Below are 14,129 nucleotides of genomic sequence, written 5' to 3'. Positions count from 1 at the left end.
TTAAGCGAGGGGGGGATGACAACTACCCTCACTTAAACTTTAAATGAGGAGGAAATATGGCCAAAATAAAAGATGATTGTATAGAACTTGAATTAACACCGAGAAGGTATCAAGAGTTGGACGATGATCCATTTATTTTATCTGTATTTGAATTGTTGGAAAATAAGAAAGCCGTCGTTCGCGATTTTTCTGCTGTTTTATTAGAAAGTGAATATAAGGTGTTGATATCTGGGATCGAAACTATGATAAAAGGAAATCAAGACAGTATCAGTTTAGAGACTATTGAACCATTCTTATTTCTTAGTATTGATCAAGAAAACGGAAATTACAGAATTAAGATTAAAATTATATTTGATGATTATAAAGAAAGTAAGTCGAACTCCAACTTGTTCGAAATTAATTGTAATGAAGAAAAGCTAGAGTCTTTTGTGACCGCTTTAAAATTAAATCTTGAAAATACAAAAAATCCTTCTAAACTTCCTTAATTATAAATAATTTCTGCATTGGATAAAAATGGGGCATTTATTGATGGAACATTAAATAAGAGATGTTACCATCCTCTCTTATTTGTATGACAAAAGAATCTAAAAATATAGAATTGATTGGGATGAAGAGGATTTGCCAAAAAGGTTCCCAGCGTTTTGTGAAAAGCCCACTGGGTGAGTTTTAAGCAGTTGAAGATAAAGCTTGTATCGATAAGCGATACAAGCTTTTTTAGAACAAATCTAAACATGAACGACAACGAAAACAAGAGAATGATGAATCAATTTAAAAGAAGTTGAGAAATTGACAGCGGAGGGAATGCGGCTCATGCAAAAAAGATTGATCGAAAAACTCGCCGAGAATAAAAGACGTTTATTGATGAGCGAAATCAAAGAAAAACTAGTCCCTTGTGCAGAAAGAGGCTTCACTTATCGTTTTGCTGATCTGGCGCAAAGCAGGCAATTGCTTGAGCTGGTTTTATCAAATTCAATACCAGCCAACACCCGTGAGGTTGATGCCCTCGAAAAAAAGGAAGCGAAACAGCTGATCTGGAAAATATCTCAGTCATATGTTGCTTACGATGACCGGGACGTTCTGCTGTTTCATCAATACAGCAGCGAAATTGGTGCGTTAGTTTGTTCTTTTGGAAAATGTCTCGAGCACCTTGACTGCTTATTGGAGTGTATTGAGTTCGATGAAGGGATTCTCAATCATAGTTTTATTTTGGTTGAGCCTAAGTGCCAGTTTGGTTTATGTATATTGCACACGGAATACGGATGTGAGCTTGTTTATTGGTAGATTGGAAACCTTTTGGAACATATCTTTTACGGAAAAAGCTTCAATATCTAAATATCAGTACGGTGCTTTGCATACTAATAACAAATCATTTAGTACTTGAATACGTGGTGATCAAATTGAGCGAGCCAAAGCTAATAGAATGCATAAATAAAATCAAAAGTGTCTTAAATGGACAAACAACAAGAGAAGAAGTGTCGGATTGGGCTGGAACTTATGTTCATGCGGATGACCCCGAAGTAGAAGATGATAGAGTCTGGAGTATGTTAATCCTTCTAAGTGGGATTGATTTGAAAGATTCTCCTGAAACTTATTTACATTCAACAGATGATTTGAATGATTGGATCAAACAATATATGGAGTAATTTGTGTTTGGTGGTAAGGTGTTATTGATTAAAAAAGAGGCAGGAGATGACAATGTACAAAACAATTAGTGAATGGGTTGATTACATTGATGAGGGGTGCAGTGTCCTTTATTTAGATTTTAATGTGTTTAAAAAAGAGCTCTCACTTAATATAAAGGTTTTTGAAAGTGAAGCTGAATATACCCATAAAATATTATTTCAAAATGTGGCATCCGCTTATTATAGTGCAGATGTTGGCGACATGAGATTGGAAAAAATAGATCCGGAAGAATACAATTGGCAAGTATTTGAGATGAGTTATCATCCAGAAGGAATCGGGAATCTATCAAATTCTATAATTCCGGAGTATCAATCAAATGCTAACTTTCTTATTGACATGAACAGAATGCTGATTGCTATAGAAGCTGAAACAGTTCGCTTTGATGATCAATCGTTTTATGCATACCAATTAAACACTAAATGATTTAAGACTGAATTGGAAAGTAGCTTTATATCAAAACGATTAATGAAACTAGGCTGTCCGTTACTAATAGCTAATAAATGCTTAATTATCACTTCATTTCTAAACTGGGAGCATAACAAATGAAAAAATTAAAAATGAATAAAATTATCAACATGGACACCCAAGATTGTTTTTTCCATGCTGATCCACTGGGGCGTGTCTACATTGGAAAAGGTGTGAAAGGTGATGTGACCATCTCAATCTATGATCCTTCCGGTGATATTCGGGTTTTTAAAGTGAAAGAGCAGATTGCATATAGCGATATTCAGCTCTTCCAACAATGTGCAGATGGCTATGTCTTCGTTTATTACGAATCGTATGAGCCGAAGGTAAAGGTTTTTTCAGAAGAGGGAAGGGTGAAAAGTGCTTTTCACTTGCCTTCAGGGGTTTCCTGCTGTCTTTTGGATGAGAAACAAAACCTTTGGGTCGGTTTAAATGATGAAGGCATTTATGATGATGAAAATCCTGACGGCCATAGTGTGTGGTGTTTTACTTTGGATGGTCAGCAGAAGGAAATACACATTGATAGAAAGCTCGAAGAAATGGATGCGCCGGCTGTAGATGATTGTTATGGACTTGCAGAAAAAAACGGCTTGATTTATATGCTGTATTACGGAGACGCAGTCATTGCCGCATTTGATGAAACGGTCGTGAGACGAGTGTGGATTCTGTCGGATAAAGAGCCGGACTCAGAAGCATTTGATCAGCTCGCGATATCCGAAGAAGGTTTTTTGGTTGGGACGTTCAATTGTTACAGTGCAGACCTTAAGTCGTCTCTTTATTTGATTTCTGCCGATGTGAGTCAAGAGATGGAAGAGATAACATGCTGTGATTCGAATGGTGCAGCCCTAGATGTTCAACAGCTGAAACTGACAAGTAACGCTGTTTACGCAGTGACCTCATCTGGTGTTTATAAGCAGGATATCCAATAAGGTGTAGGGATGAGATTATGATGAATTGGCGCGCTTTAAGTCAGACAAAACAAGACCGCATCTGGTCAGAAGTGAACAAGATCATAAAATGGAAACCCGGAAGCAGATGTCATCACATCATCCCGCCTGATCCATATCAAGTGTTTGACATTTCTAGCGGGATGAGCGGTAAAGCCAGTAATGATGATGTGGTCAGAGTGCTGAATGATTTAGAGACTTCGATTTTAAAAGCATTTCAATCATGTAGTGGAAAACACGATGTGATGTACGCATTAGACTGGCAGCATGACGGATATATCTTTAGCCCTCATCAGACAATGCCTCAGGATGAATTTGGAGAATGGCCTGTTCCCGTATTTCCAAATGGAGACTATTATTTCTTTTTTCATCAGGACTTCTCTTGGGGACTCTTGGGAGACCCGTGGAAATTGACAATCACTGTGTTTGGTGAAGAGCTGTTGGAAGCGATAGATAATGATCCGCCTATCCTATTTCAAGATAAATGAGTTTGTTGTGGAGGGAGAGGATCAACGTGCTTCAAAAGCTGAAAAAAAGACAGCGAGAGCTTGAAGAAACGCCGTATCCTGATGAATTGTACGGCTTTGAAGAAGAAATCTATGAGTTTTTTATGCTTGTTGCTGGCAGTTTGGATTATGTGCTGGCGAATAAAAGGATGCCCAGGCATCAGCGGCGTTCGTTGGAGAAAAGCTTTTTTGAGCTGTATCCTGAAATCTCGACGGCTATGATTAAAAACGATACCGATTTGTATTGTCACATAATATTGTATGAACAAGTCAGACAAGAGATTTGCGTTGCGCTATCCAACTGATAAGGGGAAGATTTTATGGAAATAACCTCTATAAGCAGTATTGGCAATTTGGACATGATCGAGCTTAAGCCTGACCAAACCGTTATGTCATGCGAACTTGAAGATGCAGAGTCATTTTATCGTTTTTGGGAAGGGCTTGCCTACGATCGAATCATGATACAGGTAATAACGACTGGTTCATTTATAGAAGACCTGTCCGAGTATTTTGAAGGTCATGCTTACAAGGTGACGAAGCTGGCGAAAAGGCAATTTCATTTCCAATGCGTAGTACATGAAGCAGACCGGGATATTGCAGGTTTTCTATTTCTGTTAGCTTCCATCAATGATGATGTTTTTCTGATCACTGATCCTCAACCGGATAAAAACTATTTTTCAGAAGGGAAGCTCCAGTGCCTAACGGACTCAGGCGAACGGATCATGTGGTTTGAATACGATGCTGTAGACATCTATATGGTTGGCAGTAACTAAGAATAGGAGGAATTCATTTGAATATCACACAATACGAGAAAATGAAAAAACATCTTTCTGATGCGGATACGGTCCATTTACATTAAACGAGTTTTCTTTCTATATGAAAGAAGATGATCGTTATATTCATATTCCTGTGTTTGAATTAAAACTATCAGCTCAAACCTGTGACATTCATTTGCGGTTTGAAAACATTAGTGCATCAAAGCTGGATGACCTTGAATCCATCGATGCGGTTGAGTTGGAGATTGAACCGACTGACGATCAATGGGAAAGACTCCGTTATTATGTGTATGATCAAGAAGGCCAGATGAGTTTCTATTGCGGAGGGTGGGATCTAATCAAGTGTGACAAGAAGTCACACTGATTTTCCCCACTTTCCAAGCGTTCTTGCTTTTGTTGCCGCATATGTCACGAGAAACGGGATAGTCACAATCAGAAAAAACAAAGGCACCCAATTTGATAATCCGGTTACATAATGGAGTGTAATGGACAAGAGAGTCAGGAAACTCAAGGTGCAGGTGACGTTTCGAACGTCTTTTTCGCTTCTTTTATATTTCTCTCTCATGGTAGATTGATCACTGTATATCGGTGAAGTCCCGGGCTCAGCCGAAAAGATATGCATACCTTGTGAAGAGCAAACACGCTCCCATCCGGCCGCTTCAAACATCTCAGTGTATTCCGCCAAACTTTCTTCCTCAATATCATGATAATCAATACTGTAGATCAATTTCTGCGGCTCAGCTTTTCTAAGCTTATACCCCATAACCGCAAATGAATCGAGCAACCAGCCTTTGCTGGCCATATCACTGAGTTTCTTCATATCTTTTTCTTCTGAAAAAGCCAAGCCTTCGGACATCATATATTTTTTCTGTTTCATGATGAATCCCCTTTCAATTGCTGAAAAGCGCGTTCGCCGTGTTCAGCCATCACTTTTCTGCGCTGAATTTCTTTTTTGAGTAGTTCTTGGCCGTGCAAGGTAGTTTGGTACACTTTGCGGCGCGGATTGTCATTGTTGACTAGCTCAATGATCTCTTCTTGCAGTAATTTCTTTAACAATGTATATAAGGTAGCCGGGCCGATCGTGAAGGAGTCATCGGTCATGTCCTCAATCTCCTGCATGATCGAATATCCGTGTTTTGGCTCCAGCAATGTTAAGACAATATAATAGGCTGGATCGGTAAGCTGATCCATTTCCTGCGGACGTTGCTTTGGCAAGTGTTCACCTCATTTCCTATATCAACAAATGATATATCATCTATTGATATAATAAAATCTTCCTTTTTGTTTGTCAACGCAATTTTTTTCTTCATTCAGTCATCATAAAGAAACAATCACCGAGTATGCATTAATGTATGCGTTTTCATAGAGGGGGAGTCTTGATGAAAAAATGGATGGCAGCGGTTTTTGTGATGATGCTGATGCTGTGTTTTGGCGGGAATGAGAGTGTGAAGGCAGCGGAGCCGAAGGTGTATCAGTTTGACTTTGGAAGCGGTTCAGTGGAGCCTGATTATATTGGTGTCAGGGCGTCTGATCGGTATGACCGGTCAAAGGGCTACGGTTTTCAAACACCGGAGAATATGAGGGATGTGGCGGCATCCGGGACTGGTGTGAAAAGGGATGCGGTTCAGTTTTTAGCGTATGGGACGAAAAGCAATAACACGTTTAATGTGGATCTCCCGAATGGTCTTTATGAGGTGAAGGTGACGCTTGGTAATACGGCAAGGGCCAGTGTTACGGCGGAGGGTGTGTTTCAGGTCATTAATATGACAGGGGATGGCGCGGAGGATACGTTCCAAATTCCTGTCACCGACGGGCAGCTGAATCTGCTGGTGACAGAGGGGAAAGCTGGCACCGCTTTTACGCTCAGCGCCTTGAAAATAAAGAAATTGTCTGATCAGCCGGTGACGAATCGAACCATTTATGTCGGCGGCGACTCGACGGTGTGCAATTATTATCCGCTCAACAGCAGCAAGCAGGCGGGCTGGGGGCAGATGCTGCCTCACTATATCGATAAACATACCTTTCAAGTGAGAAACATGGCGTCTGGCGGACAGATCGCGAGAGGGTTCAGAAATGATGGACAGCTTGAGGCGATCCTGAAGTACATCAAGCCGGGGGATTATTTTATCTTGCAGCTCGGCATTAATGACACAAATCCGAAGCATAATGAATCTGAAGCGGAGTTTAAAGAGATGATGCGTGATATGATCCGCCAGGTGAAAGCGAAAGGAGCGGACGTCATCCTATCAACGCCTCAGGGCCGGGCAACCGATTTTACTTCTGAAGGCATCCATTCGTCTGTAAACAGATGGTACAGGGCCTCTATTTTGGCTTTGGCCGAAGAGGAAAAAACACATCTCATTGACTTAAATGTCCTCAGCTCTGCATACTTTACATCGATCGGTCCGGAAAGAACACTCGGGCTTTATATGGATGGAGATACGCTGCATCCGAACCGCGCGGGGGCTGACGCACTGGCGCGATTGGCTGTTCAGGAGCTAAAACGCCAGGGAATCGATGGCTTTTAATACATCATTTTTCGACAAAACACATATGCCTTCGTCAATTAGAGTATAATGAGAACATCTGCAAGAGACAGGAGTTTATACATGAGTCATTTTAAAAACTATCAAATCAGTCATGACATTTTACGAGCATTGGAAGGACTGGGATATACAGAACCGACCAAGGTGCAGCAGAGCGTGATCCCCGCTGCCCTTGAACGAAAGGATCTTGTCGTCAAATCACAGACGGGAAGCGGGAAAACGGCTTCGTTCGGAATTCCTCTCTGTGAGCTGGCGGATTGGGATGAAAACAAGCCGCAGGCGCTTATTTTAACTCCAACCCGTGAGCTTGCGGTGCAAGTAAAGGAAGATATCACGAACATCGGACGATTTAAACGGATCAAAGCGACAGCAGTATTTGGAAAATCCTCCTTTGATAAACAAAAAGCTGAGCTTAAGCAAAAAAGCCACATTGTTGTCGGTACGCCGGGACGTGTTCTGGATCATATCGAAAAAGGCACGCTGCCGTTGGATCGTCTCTCTTATTTGGTCATTGATGAAGCGGATGAGATGCTGAATATGGGCTTCATTGAGCAGGTGGAGGCGATTATCAAGCATCTTCCGACTGAGCGTACGACGATGCTGTTTTCGGCGACGCTTCCGCAGGATATCGAGAAGCTGAGCCGTCAATATATGCAAAACCCCGAGCATATCGAAATCAAAGCGGCCGGGCTTACCACAAGAAATATTGAACATGCGGTGATTCAAGTAAGAGAAGAGCATAAATTTTCATTGCTGAAAGATGTGCTGATGACGGAGAATCCCGACAGCTGCATCATTTTCTGCCGAACGAAGGAGCACGTCAATCAGCTGACCGATGAATTGGATGACTTAGGATATCCATGCGATAAAATTCACGGCGGAATGATTCAGGAAGACCGATTCGACGTCATGAATGAATTTAAACGTGGCGAGTACCGTTACTTAGTCGCGACGGATGTCGCCGCGCGCGGGATTGATATTGAAAATATCTCCCTTGTCATCAACTATGATCTGCCGCTTGAAAAGGAAAGCTATGTCCACCGCACGGGCCGAACGGGACGCGCAGGGAACAAAGGAAAGGCCATTTCGTTTGTCACGGCCTTCGAAAAACGGTTTTTAGCCGACATTGAAGAATATATCGGATTTGAGATTCAAAAAATAGAAGCCCCTTCTCAAGAGGAAGTGGCAAGGAAGAAACCAGAATTTCTAGCTAAAATGAATGACCGTCCGGAAAGCAAAAAAGACAAAAGCGAAGAGCTGAATAAAGACATTATGAAGCTGTATTTTAACGGCGGAAAGAAAAAGAAAATCAGAGCCGTTGATTTTGTAGGAACGATTGCAAAAATTGACGGTGTGTCAGCTGACGACATCGGCATCATTACGATCATGGATAATGCCTCATACGTTGAGATTTTAAATGGTAAAGGCCCTCATGTTCTCAAAGTGATGAAGAACACAACCGTCAAAGGGAAAATGCTGAAGGTGAATAAAGCGAATAAATGATGAATGACCTGCTCCCAGTTAAAGGGGCAGGTCATTTTGCTGCTGGCTGACATTGGCGCTGGTCTCCTCCGGAACAAAGGCAAGAATCACAATACCAATTACAAACAGAATGATCAGACTGAACACCGCAGTCGAGGATTTCCCGGTCAGCTGGGCGGTCACGGCAATGAGCAGCGGCCCCATAATTGAGGCGAATTTTCCGAAAATGTTGTAAAAACCGAAGAATTCATTGGCGTGGCGCTTTGGCACAAGCTTGGCGAAATAGGAACGGCTTAGGGCTTGAATACCGCCTTGCGAGGTGGCGACAAGCATAGCCAGTATCCAGAAATCAAGCGTTGTCTCCATAAAATAGGCATACACGCAGACGATCATATAAATGACGATCCCGACGTACAGCATGGTCTTCCCCGTGAAGCGTTCTGCCAGTTTTCCGTATATAATCGAAAACGGCGCGGCGACTACCTGGGTGACAAATAGGATGATCAGAAGGCTTGAGGAGCCGATCCCTAAATCTGATCCATAGGATGTCGACATCGTAATAATCGTGCCGACTCCGTCGATATAAAAGAAATAAGCGAGCAAGAAGAGGAAAAGTGCCCGGTATTGCCTGATCCGTTTCATCGTTTGGCCGAGCCGCTTAAAGCTGTTGATGACAATATGAGGTTCTTTTTTGATGTAATAGCGTTGATGGACATGTTTAATCATTGGGATGGTGAACAGCCCCCACCAGGCAGCTGTTATGAAAAAGGACAGCTGGCTTGCGGCCGGTACAGACACTGGAATAGTCTCTGCTTGTGCGAGCAGGATGACAGCAATACTGATGATAAATGGAATCGTGCTTCCAATGTATCCTAAGCCAAAACCCCGTGCTGAGACGAGATTCATCCGCTTCTCAGGCGTGACGTCAACGAGAAAGGCATCATAAAACACATTGGCGCCGGAAAAACCGATAGCCGATATCGTATAAAACAGCAACAATAGCAGCCAATGTTCACTAGGGATAAAGGCGAGCATCGCGGTGCTGGCGACACCGGCTGACACAAAGAAACCGAAGAACTTTTTCTTGCACCCTTCATAGTCGGCGATTGTGCCTAAAATAGGGCCGAGCATCGCAAGAATAAACGTTGAAATCGCAATGGTATAGCCCAGATAGGCAGTCGATTGAGCGGCGCTGACACCGCTTTCCGCAGCTGCTGATTTATAAAATAACGGAAATACCGCGGTGGTCACGACAATTGAGTAAGCAGAATTTGCCCAGTCATATAATACCCAGCTGTTTTCTTGTTTCGTAAAACGTTTCATCATCAGAGCCCCTCTCCGGTAACGATACTTCTATTGTACGAAAAATGGGCCTGAAAAGAATGGAATGCACGTCAATTTTTACAAAATATTTATGTTTTTTCGCTTCAAATCATACTTTTGATTTATTGCTGGGGTTAGGTGCATCTGGTACCATTTAACTATATTTTATGGTATTTTCCAGAAGGGATTCAGCAGAGAGGAGACAGAGCATGAGGCGAATAGGCTTGTGTATAAGCCTGCTGGTCACAGTTCTTGTGATGAGCGCATGCGAAAGTGAAGGTGAGGCTCAGATATTCGCAGACTGTGATCAAAAGACAGTAAAACAAACCGCAGCCAAACCGATGAGCAGCAAGAAAAAGCAGGATTTCCAAGCCTTCGCAAGCGACAGGCAGCTGGCCATTGTGTTCAGTTCCATGATACAAGTGAGCGAAGCATTTGATTATGGAATCGGCAATCCAGAATACTTCGTGCGAAGCAGCATGACTGAAGAAGAAGCAGACATTGCGAAGGAGAATCTCGAATCGATTAAGCTTGAGAACAAATCGCTCAAAAAACAAAACAGCGAGGCGGTCGCCTTGCTTCAAAAAACGCGTAATCAAGACATGAGCCGCATCGAAATTCAGCAGCTGACAGAAAATAGAGCCGCTTTTTTTGAGAACGCAGACAATATGATCAAACTCATCGGCCAAGTCACACCGAAAAACGCGAAGAAGACAAGACAGCAGCTGGATCAGCTGAAAAAACAATATACACAATACAGCGCCGAAAGCGTCAAAATCATGAACAGCATTGTCAAAAAGCAGAAAGCTGACAAGGCATCATTTGAACGCCATCTGGAGGCGCTGCTTCAAAAACAGCCCGGGCAGCAGGTACGGAGTGAATTGTACTGACCAGCTTCCGTCTTTCCCTGATGATATTGACCTAGTACAAAAAGAATGTACAATCAAGATATAGTCTGTTCTTAGTTGATTGGAGGGACATGTCATGAAAATTGCGAAGGTGATCAACAATAATGTGATCAGCGTGGTCAATGAACAAGGGAAAGAATTGGTCGTCATGGGCAGGGGGCTCGCGTTTCAGAAAAAGTCCGGCGATGATGTCGATGAAGCCCGCATTGAGAAAGTGTTCACGCTCGATAACAAGGATGTATCAGAAAAGTTCAAAACCCTTTTGTATGATATACCGATCGAGTGTATGGAAGTATCCGAAGAGATTATCAGCTACGCAAAATTACAGCTCGGCAAAAAGCTCAACGACAGCATCTATGTGTCGCTGACCGACCATATTAACTTTGCCATCCAGCGCAACCAGAAAGGGCTTGATATCAAAAACGCCTTGCTGTGGGAAACAAAACGGCTGTACAAAGACGAATTTGCGATCGGCAAAGAAGCGTTGGTCATGGTGAAAAACAAGACTGGTGTGTCTCTGCCAGAGGATGAAGCGGGCTTTATTGCTCTGCATATTGTAAATGCCGAGCTGAATGAAGAGATGCCCAATATTATCAACATTACAAAAGTCATGCAAGAGATTTTGAGTATTGTAAAATACCATTTTAAGATTGAATTCAACGAAGAATCGCTTCACTATTATCGGTTCGTCACCCACTTAAAGTTTTTCGCGCAGCGTCTTTTTAACGGCACTCACATGGAAAGCCAGGACGATTTTTTGCTGGATACAGTGAAAGAAAAGTATCATCGCGCGTATGAATGCACGAAGAAAATCCAAACCTACATTGAGCGGGAGTATGAGCACAAGCTCACAAGTGACGAGCTGCTGTATTTAACCATTCACATAGAAAGGGTAGTTAAACAAGCATAATGAGAGCGCTGACATTTTTATTTTCGTGTGTTCGTTTTTTTCTTACATTTCCATATGATAATGTTAGGATTGTTACTGATAAAGCAGGCAAAACCTAAATTACAATGAGTGCGGATCATCTCTGTCTGTGCTGATGGTAATTTAGGTTTTTATTTTTTTCAGAGGGAAGATGATGATAGTTACAGGATTCAAGTAAGTAAGATTCGGTATTATCATTATTTTGACCGATGTTCCCTTTTAAAAGAATCATGTAAGATCAACATAGAAAACGCTTTCAATGAAAGGGGAATGCCAATATGCCTTATCTGAAACGAGTGTTGCTGCTTCTTGTCACTGGATTGTTTATGAGTTTGTTTGCAGTCACTTCTACTGCCTCGGCTCAAACAGGTGGATCGTTTTTTGACCCTTTTAACGGCTATAACTCCGGTTTTTGGCAAAAAGCAGATGGTTATTCGAATGGAAATATGTTCAACTGCACGTGGCGGGCTAATAACGTATCAATGACGTCATTGGGTGAAATGCGTTTAGCGCTAACAAGCCCAGCTTATAACAAGTTTGACTGCGGGGAAAACCGTTCTGTTCAAACATATGGCTATGGACTTTATGAAGTCAGAATGAAACCAGCTAAAAACACAGGGATCGTTTCATCGTTCTTCACTTACACAGGTCCAACAGATGGAACTCCTTGGGATGAGATTGATATCGAATTTTTAGGAAAAGACACAACGAAGGTTCAATTTAACTATTATACAAATGGTGCAGGAAACCATGAGAAGATTGTTGATCTCGGGTTTGATGCAGCCAATGCCTATCATACGTATGCATTCGATTGGCAGCCAAACTCTATTAAATGGTATGTCGACGGGCAATTAAAACATACTGCAACAAACCAAATTCCGACAACACCTGGAAAGATCATGATGAACTTGTGGAATGGCACGGGTGTCGATGAATGGCTTGGCTCCTACAATGGTGTAAATCCGCTATACGCTCATTATGACTGGGTGCGCTATACAAAAAAATAATGCCAAATGTGAAAGAGCCTGCTGCAATATAGCAGGCTCTTATGATTGTAATGAGGAGTTGTTGGCATGAATCTTCTATTCACTCATAATATCCTATTTGATCTTCTCCCCTCTGTACTCAATGCTACGATCAAGCTCATACATTTAGAAAGAAATAATCCCAATCAAAAGCGCCGCAATGGTCATCACAATCGTTGTTCCCACGGCCCATTTAATAGTGAATTTTTGATGGTCGCCAAAGCTGACGCCTGCCATTCCTACCAATAGATAGGTGGAAGGCACAAGTGGGCTGAGCAGATGCACAGGCTGCCCCAGCAAGGAGGCCCTCCCGATTTCAGCGGCGTCTATTCCGTAAGCGGAAGCGGCTTCGGCGATGATGGGAAGGACACCGAAGTAAAAGGCGTCATTCGACATGAAAAAGGTGAAGGGCATGCTGACGATCGCAGTGATCAACGGCAGGTGCGGGCCCATGGCATCAGGGATGAGTGAAACGAGAGAATGCGCCATGGCATCCACCATTTTTGTGCCGGAGAGAATGCCTGTGAATATCCCTGCCGCGAACACCATTGAGACAACGTTTAACGCATTACCCGCATGCGCCGAGATTCGTTTCTGCTGCTCTTTGACATTTGGATAGTTGACCATCAAGGCGACGGCGAACGCAGTCATAAAAAGAACAGGGAGCGGCAGCAGGCTGGTGATCAGTGCGGCCATCAGAGCGACAGTCAGCAGCAGGTTAAACCATTGAAGAGCGGGACGCTTGAGCGGCGCGGCCTCCGGATCGGAAGACGGTGCGTGATCAATCGAAATGACGCCGAGCCGCTTCCGCTCTTTCTTTCCGAGGATATAAGCAACGGCGATCACCCAGAGAATGCCGGCGATCATAGCAGGAATCAGGGGCGTAAAGACCTCTGACGTGTCCAATTTTAAGGAAGCCAAAACCCTCGCAGTCGGCCCGCCCCACGGGATAATATTCATAACCCCCGAACCGAGCATCGCTATTCCCGCTAACACCAAACGGTTCATGCCGAGCCGTTTGTAAAGAGGCAGCATCGCTGCAATGGTAATCATATAGGTTGTTGTCCCATCTCCGTCCAGCGAAATGGTCATTGTCAGAACCGCTGTGCCTACGGCGATTTTTAACGGATCTCCTTTGACAAACGATAAGATTTTGGCAATGAGAGGATCAAACAGACCTGAGTCAATCATAATGCCGAAATACAGGATGGCGAATAACAGCATGATACCGGTAGGGGCGAGGTCTGTAACGCCCTGAATCATCATCTCGCCGAGATCTTTGCCAAATCCGCTGATCAGGGCAAACACAATAGGAACGACAATCAAAGCAATAAGAGCGGAAAGCCGGTTAGACATAATAAGGTACATAAAGACAATCATCATCACAAAACCGAGTATGGCAAGCATGATATGACCTCCCCTATTCAACAGCTTTTTTAGTAAGCGCTTCCATCCTTTCTTTCTGTGAAGAAGGCTTATTTCAAATGTGTATGACCGCATATTTATATGTAGACCAAAAATCCTAATGAGCGGATTAGCA

At 42.9% G+C, this 14,129-nt stretch carries 17 protein-coding genes and 2 pseudogenes; 15 read left to right on the top strand and 4 right to left on the bottom strand.

Features of this window, described 5'->3' with window-relative positions; translation table 11 throughout:
• Window positions 1–56 precede the first annotated feature (56 nt).
• The 10 genes and pseudogenes from wapI to NX903_RS19255 form a co-directional block, all read left to right on the top strand.
• Complete coding sequence (gene wapI / locus NX903_RS19300) at window positions 57–485, top strand: immunity protein WapI (protein ID WP_003227169.1); 429 nt, start codon at window positions 57–59, stop codon at window positions 483–485.
• A gap of 325 nt (window positions 486–810) precedes the next feature.
• Window positions 811–1,281: a YxiF family protein gene (locus NX903_RS19295; RefSeq protein WP_086344634.1), complete on the top strand. Its 471-nt coding sequence runs from the start codon at window positions 811–813 to the stop codon at window positions 1,279–1,281.
• On the top strand, window positions 1,275–1,643 hold the full coding sequence (locus tag NX903_RS19290; protein ID WP_015714981.1) for a hypothetical protein: 369 nt from the start codon (window positions 1,275–1,277) through the stop codon (window positions 1,641–1,643). Before NX903_RS19295 ends, NX903_RS19290 begins: the two co-directional genes overlap by 7 nt.
• Before the next feature lie 46 nt (window positions 1,644–1,689).
• Window positions 1,690–2,106: a YxiG family protein gene (locus NX903_RS19285; protein WP_015714980.1), complete on the top strand. Its 417-nt coding sequence runs from the start codon at window positions 1,690–1,692 to the stop codon at window positions 2,104–2,106.
• Between the two features lie 119 nt (window positions 2,107–2,225).
• Window positions 2,226–2,552: pseudogene (locus tag NX903_RS19280) on the top strand (DNA-binding protein); the annotation flags it as partial.
• Window positions 2,553–2,624: 72 nt separating this feature from the next.
• A complete protein-coding gene (locus NX903_RS19275; RefSeq protein WP_086344633.1) occupies window positions 2,625–3,077 on the top strand; it encodes a hypothetical protein in 453 nt (150 codons plus the stop codon).
• 17 nt (window positions 3,078–3,094) lie between these two features.
• Window positions 3,095–3,583: a DUF2716 domain-containing protein gene (locus tag NX903_RS19270; RefSeq protein ID WP_086344501.1), complete on the top strand. Its 489-nt coding sequence runs from the start codon at window positions 3,095–3,097 to the stop codon at window positions 3,581–3,583.
• Window positions 3,584–3,609: 26 nt separating this feature from the next.
• Window positions 3,610–3,906 carry a YxiJ family protein gene (locus tag NX903_RS19265; protein ID WP_086344500.1) on the top strand — a complete coding sequence of 99 codons (297 nt, stop codon included), beginning with the start codon at window positions 3,610–3,612 and terminating at the stop codon, window positions 3,904–3,906.
• A gap of 15 nt (window positions 3,907–3,921) precedes the next feature.
• The gene (locus tag NX903_RS19260) at window positions 3,922–4,374 is read left to right on the top strand and encodes a hypothetical protein (protein WP_086344499.1); all 453 of its coding nucleotides are present in this window, start codon (window positions 3,922–3,924) and stop codon (window positions 4,372–4,374) included.
• A 17-nt stretch (window positions 4,375–4,391) separates the two neighbouring features.
• Window positions 4,392–4,519, top strand: a pseudogene (locus NX903_RS19255) (hypothetical protein); the annotation flags it as partial.
• A 213-nt stretch (window positions 4,520–4,732) separates the two neighbouring features.
• Here the strand turns inward: NX903_RS19255 and NX903_RS19250 are convergent.
• On the bottom strand, window positions 4,733–5,254 hold the full coding sequence (locus tag NX903_RS19250) for a DUF2812 domain-containing protein (RefSeq protein WP_046161027.1): 522 nt from the start codon (window positions 5,252–5,254) through the stop codon (window positions 4,733–4,735).
• Window positions 5,251–5,592 (bottom strand): PadR family transcriptional regulator, encoded by a 342-nt coding sequence (locus tag NX903_RS19245; protein WP_046161026.1) that lies wholly within the window; start codon window positions 5,590–5,592, stop codon window positions 5,251–5,253. Before NX903_RS19245 ends, NX903_RS19250 begins: the two co-directional genes overlap by 4 nt.
• Window positions 5,593–5,756: 164 nt before the next feature.
• Here NX903_RS19245 and NX903_RS19240 point away from each other — a divergent pair, with 164 nt between their 5' ends.
• Entirely contained in the window at window positions 5,757–6,905 is a 1,149-nt protein-coding gene (locus tag NX903_RS19240) for a rhamnogalacturonan acetylesterase (protein WP_086344498.1), read from the top strand.
• A gap of 81 nt (window positions 6,906–6,986) precedes the next feature.
• Window positions 6,987–8,426 carry an ATP-dependent RNA helicase DbpA gene (dbpA, locus tag NX903_RS19235; RefSeq protein WP_086344497.1) on the top strand — a complete coding sequence of 480 codons (1,440 nt, stop codon included), beginning with the start codon at window positions 6,987–6,989 and terminating at the stop codon, window positions 8,424–8,426.
• Between the two features lie 18 nt (window positions 8,427–8,444).
• On the opposite strand, the gene NX903_RS19230 is transcribed toward dbpA, so the two are convergent.
• Window positions 8,445–9,731: an MFS transporter gene (locus tag NX903_RS19230; protein WP_086344496.1), complete on the bottom strand. Its 1,287-nt coding sequence runs from the start codon at window positions 9,729–9,731 to the stop codon at window positions 8,445–8,447.
• Window positions 9,732–9,937: 206 nt separating this feature from the next.
• Between NX903_RS19230 and NX903_RS19225 the strand changes: the two genes are divergently transcribed.
• From NX903_RS19225 to bglS, 3 genes are all read left to right on the top strand, one after another.
• Window positions 9,938–10,618 (top strand): hypothetical protein, encoded by a 681-nt coding sequence (locus NX903_RS19225; RefSeq protein WP_086344495.1) that lies wholly within the window; start codon window positions 9,938–9,940, stop codon window positions 10,616–10,618.
• 94 nt (window positions 10,619–10,712) lie between these two features.
• On the top strand, window positions 10,713–11,546 hold the full coding sequence (gene licT, locus NX903_RS19220; RefSeq protein WP_003242598.1) for a transcriptional antiterminator LicT: 834 nt from the start codon (window positions 10,713–10,715) through the stop codon (window positions 11,544–11,546).
• Between the two features lie 296 nt (window positions 11,547–11,842).
• Complete coding sequence (gene bglS, locus NX903_RS19215; RefSeq protein WP_024571825.1) at window positions 11,843–12,571, top strand: beta-glucanase; 729 nt, start codon at window positions 11,843–11,845, stop codon at window positions 12,569–12,571.
• Between the two features lie 144 nt (window positions 12,572–12,715).
• Here the strand turns inward: bglS and citH are convergent, their stop codons facing one another.
• Complete coding sequence (citH, locus tag NX903_RS19210) at window positions 12,716–13,996, bottom strand: citrate transporter CitH (RefSeq protein ID WP_003227205.1); 1,281 nt, start codon at window positions 13,994–13,996, stop codon at window positions 12,716–12,718.
• Window positions 13,997–14,129 lie beyond the last annotated feature (133 nt).

The sequence above is a fragment of the Bacillus sp. FSL R5-0576 genome (genome assembly GCF_038004765.1).
GTDB lineage: Bacteria > Bacillota > Bacilli > Bacillales > Bacillaceae > Bacillus > Bacillus subtilis.
Note: the sequence above shows the minus strand (reverse complement) of the source record. Positions and strands in the feature narration are given on the sequence as shown.

Bases quoted from the DNA above. Each gene is read 5' to 3' on its own strand.
- wapI (WP_003227169.1), top strand. From the start codon at position 57: ATGGCCAAAATAAAAGATGATTGTATAGAACTTGAATTAACACCGAGA.
- NX903_RS19295 (WP_086344634.1), top strand. From the start codon at position 811: ATGCAAAAAAGATTGATCGAAAAACTCGCCGAGAATAAAAGACGTTTA.
- NX903_RS19285 (WP_015714980.1), top strand. From the start codon at position 1,690: ATGACAATGTACAAAACAATTAGTGAATGGGTTGATTACATTGATGAG.
- NX903_RS19270 (WP_086344501.1), top strand. From the start codon at position 3,095: ATGATGAATTGGCGCGCTTTAAGTCAGACAAAACAAGACCGCATCTGG.
- NX903_RS19260 (WP_086344499.1), top strand. From the start codon at position 3,922: ATGGAAATAACCTCTATAAGCAGTATTGGCAATTTGGACATGATCGAG.
- NX903_RS19250 (WP_046161027.1), bottom strand. From the start codon at position 5,254: ATGAAACAGAAAAAATATATGATGTCCGAAGGCTTGGCTTTTTCAGAA.
- NX903_RS19240 (WP_086344498.1), top strand. From the start codon at position 5,757: ATGAAAAAATGGATGGCAGCGGTTTTTGTGATGATGCTGATGCTGTGT.
- dbpA (WP_086344497.1), top strand. From the start codon at position 6,987: ATGAGTCATTTTAAAAACTATCAAATCAGTCATGACATTTTACGAGCA.
- NX903_RS19230 (WP_086344496.1), bottom strand. From the start codon at position 9,731: ATGATGAAACGTTTTACGAAACAAGAAAACAGCTGGGTATTATATGAC.
- NX903_RS19225 (WP_086344495.1), top strand. From the start codon at position 9,938: ATGAGGCGAATAGGCTTGTGTATAAGCCTGCTGGTCACAGTTCTTGTG.
- licT (WP_003242598.1), top strand. From the start codon at position 10,713: ATGAAAATTGCGAAGGTGATCAACAATAATGTGATCAGCGTGGTCAAT.
- bglS (WP_024571825.1), top strand. From the start codon at position 11,843: ATGCCTTATCTGAAACGAGTGTTGCTGCTTCTTGTCACTGGATTGTTT.
- citH (WP_003227205.1), bottom strand. From the start codon at position 13,996: ATGCTTGCCATACTCGGTTTTGTGATGATGATTGTCTTTATGTACCTT.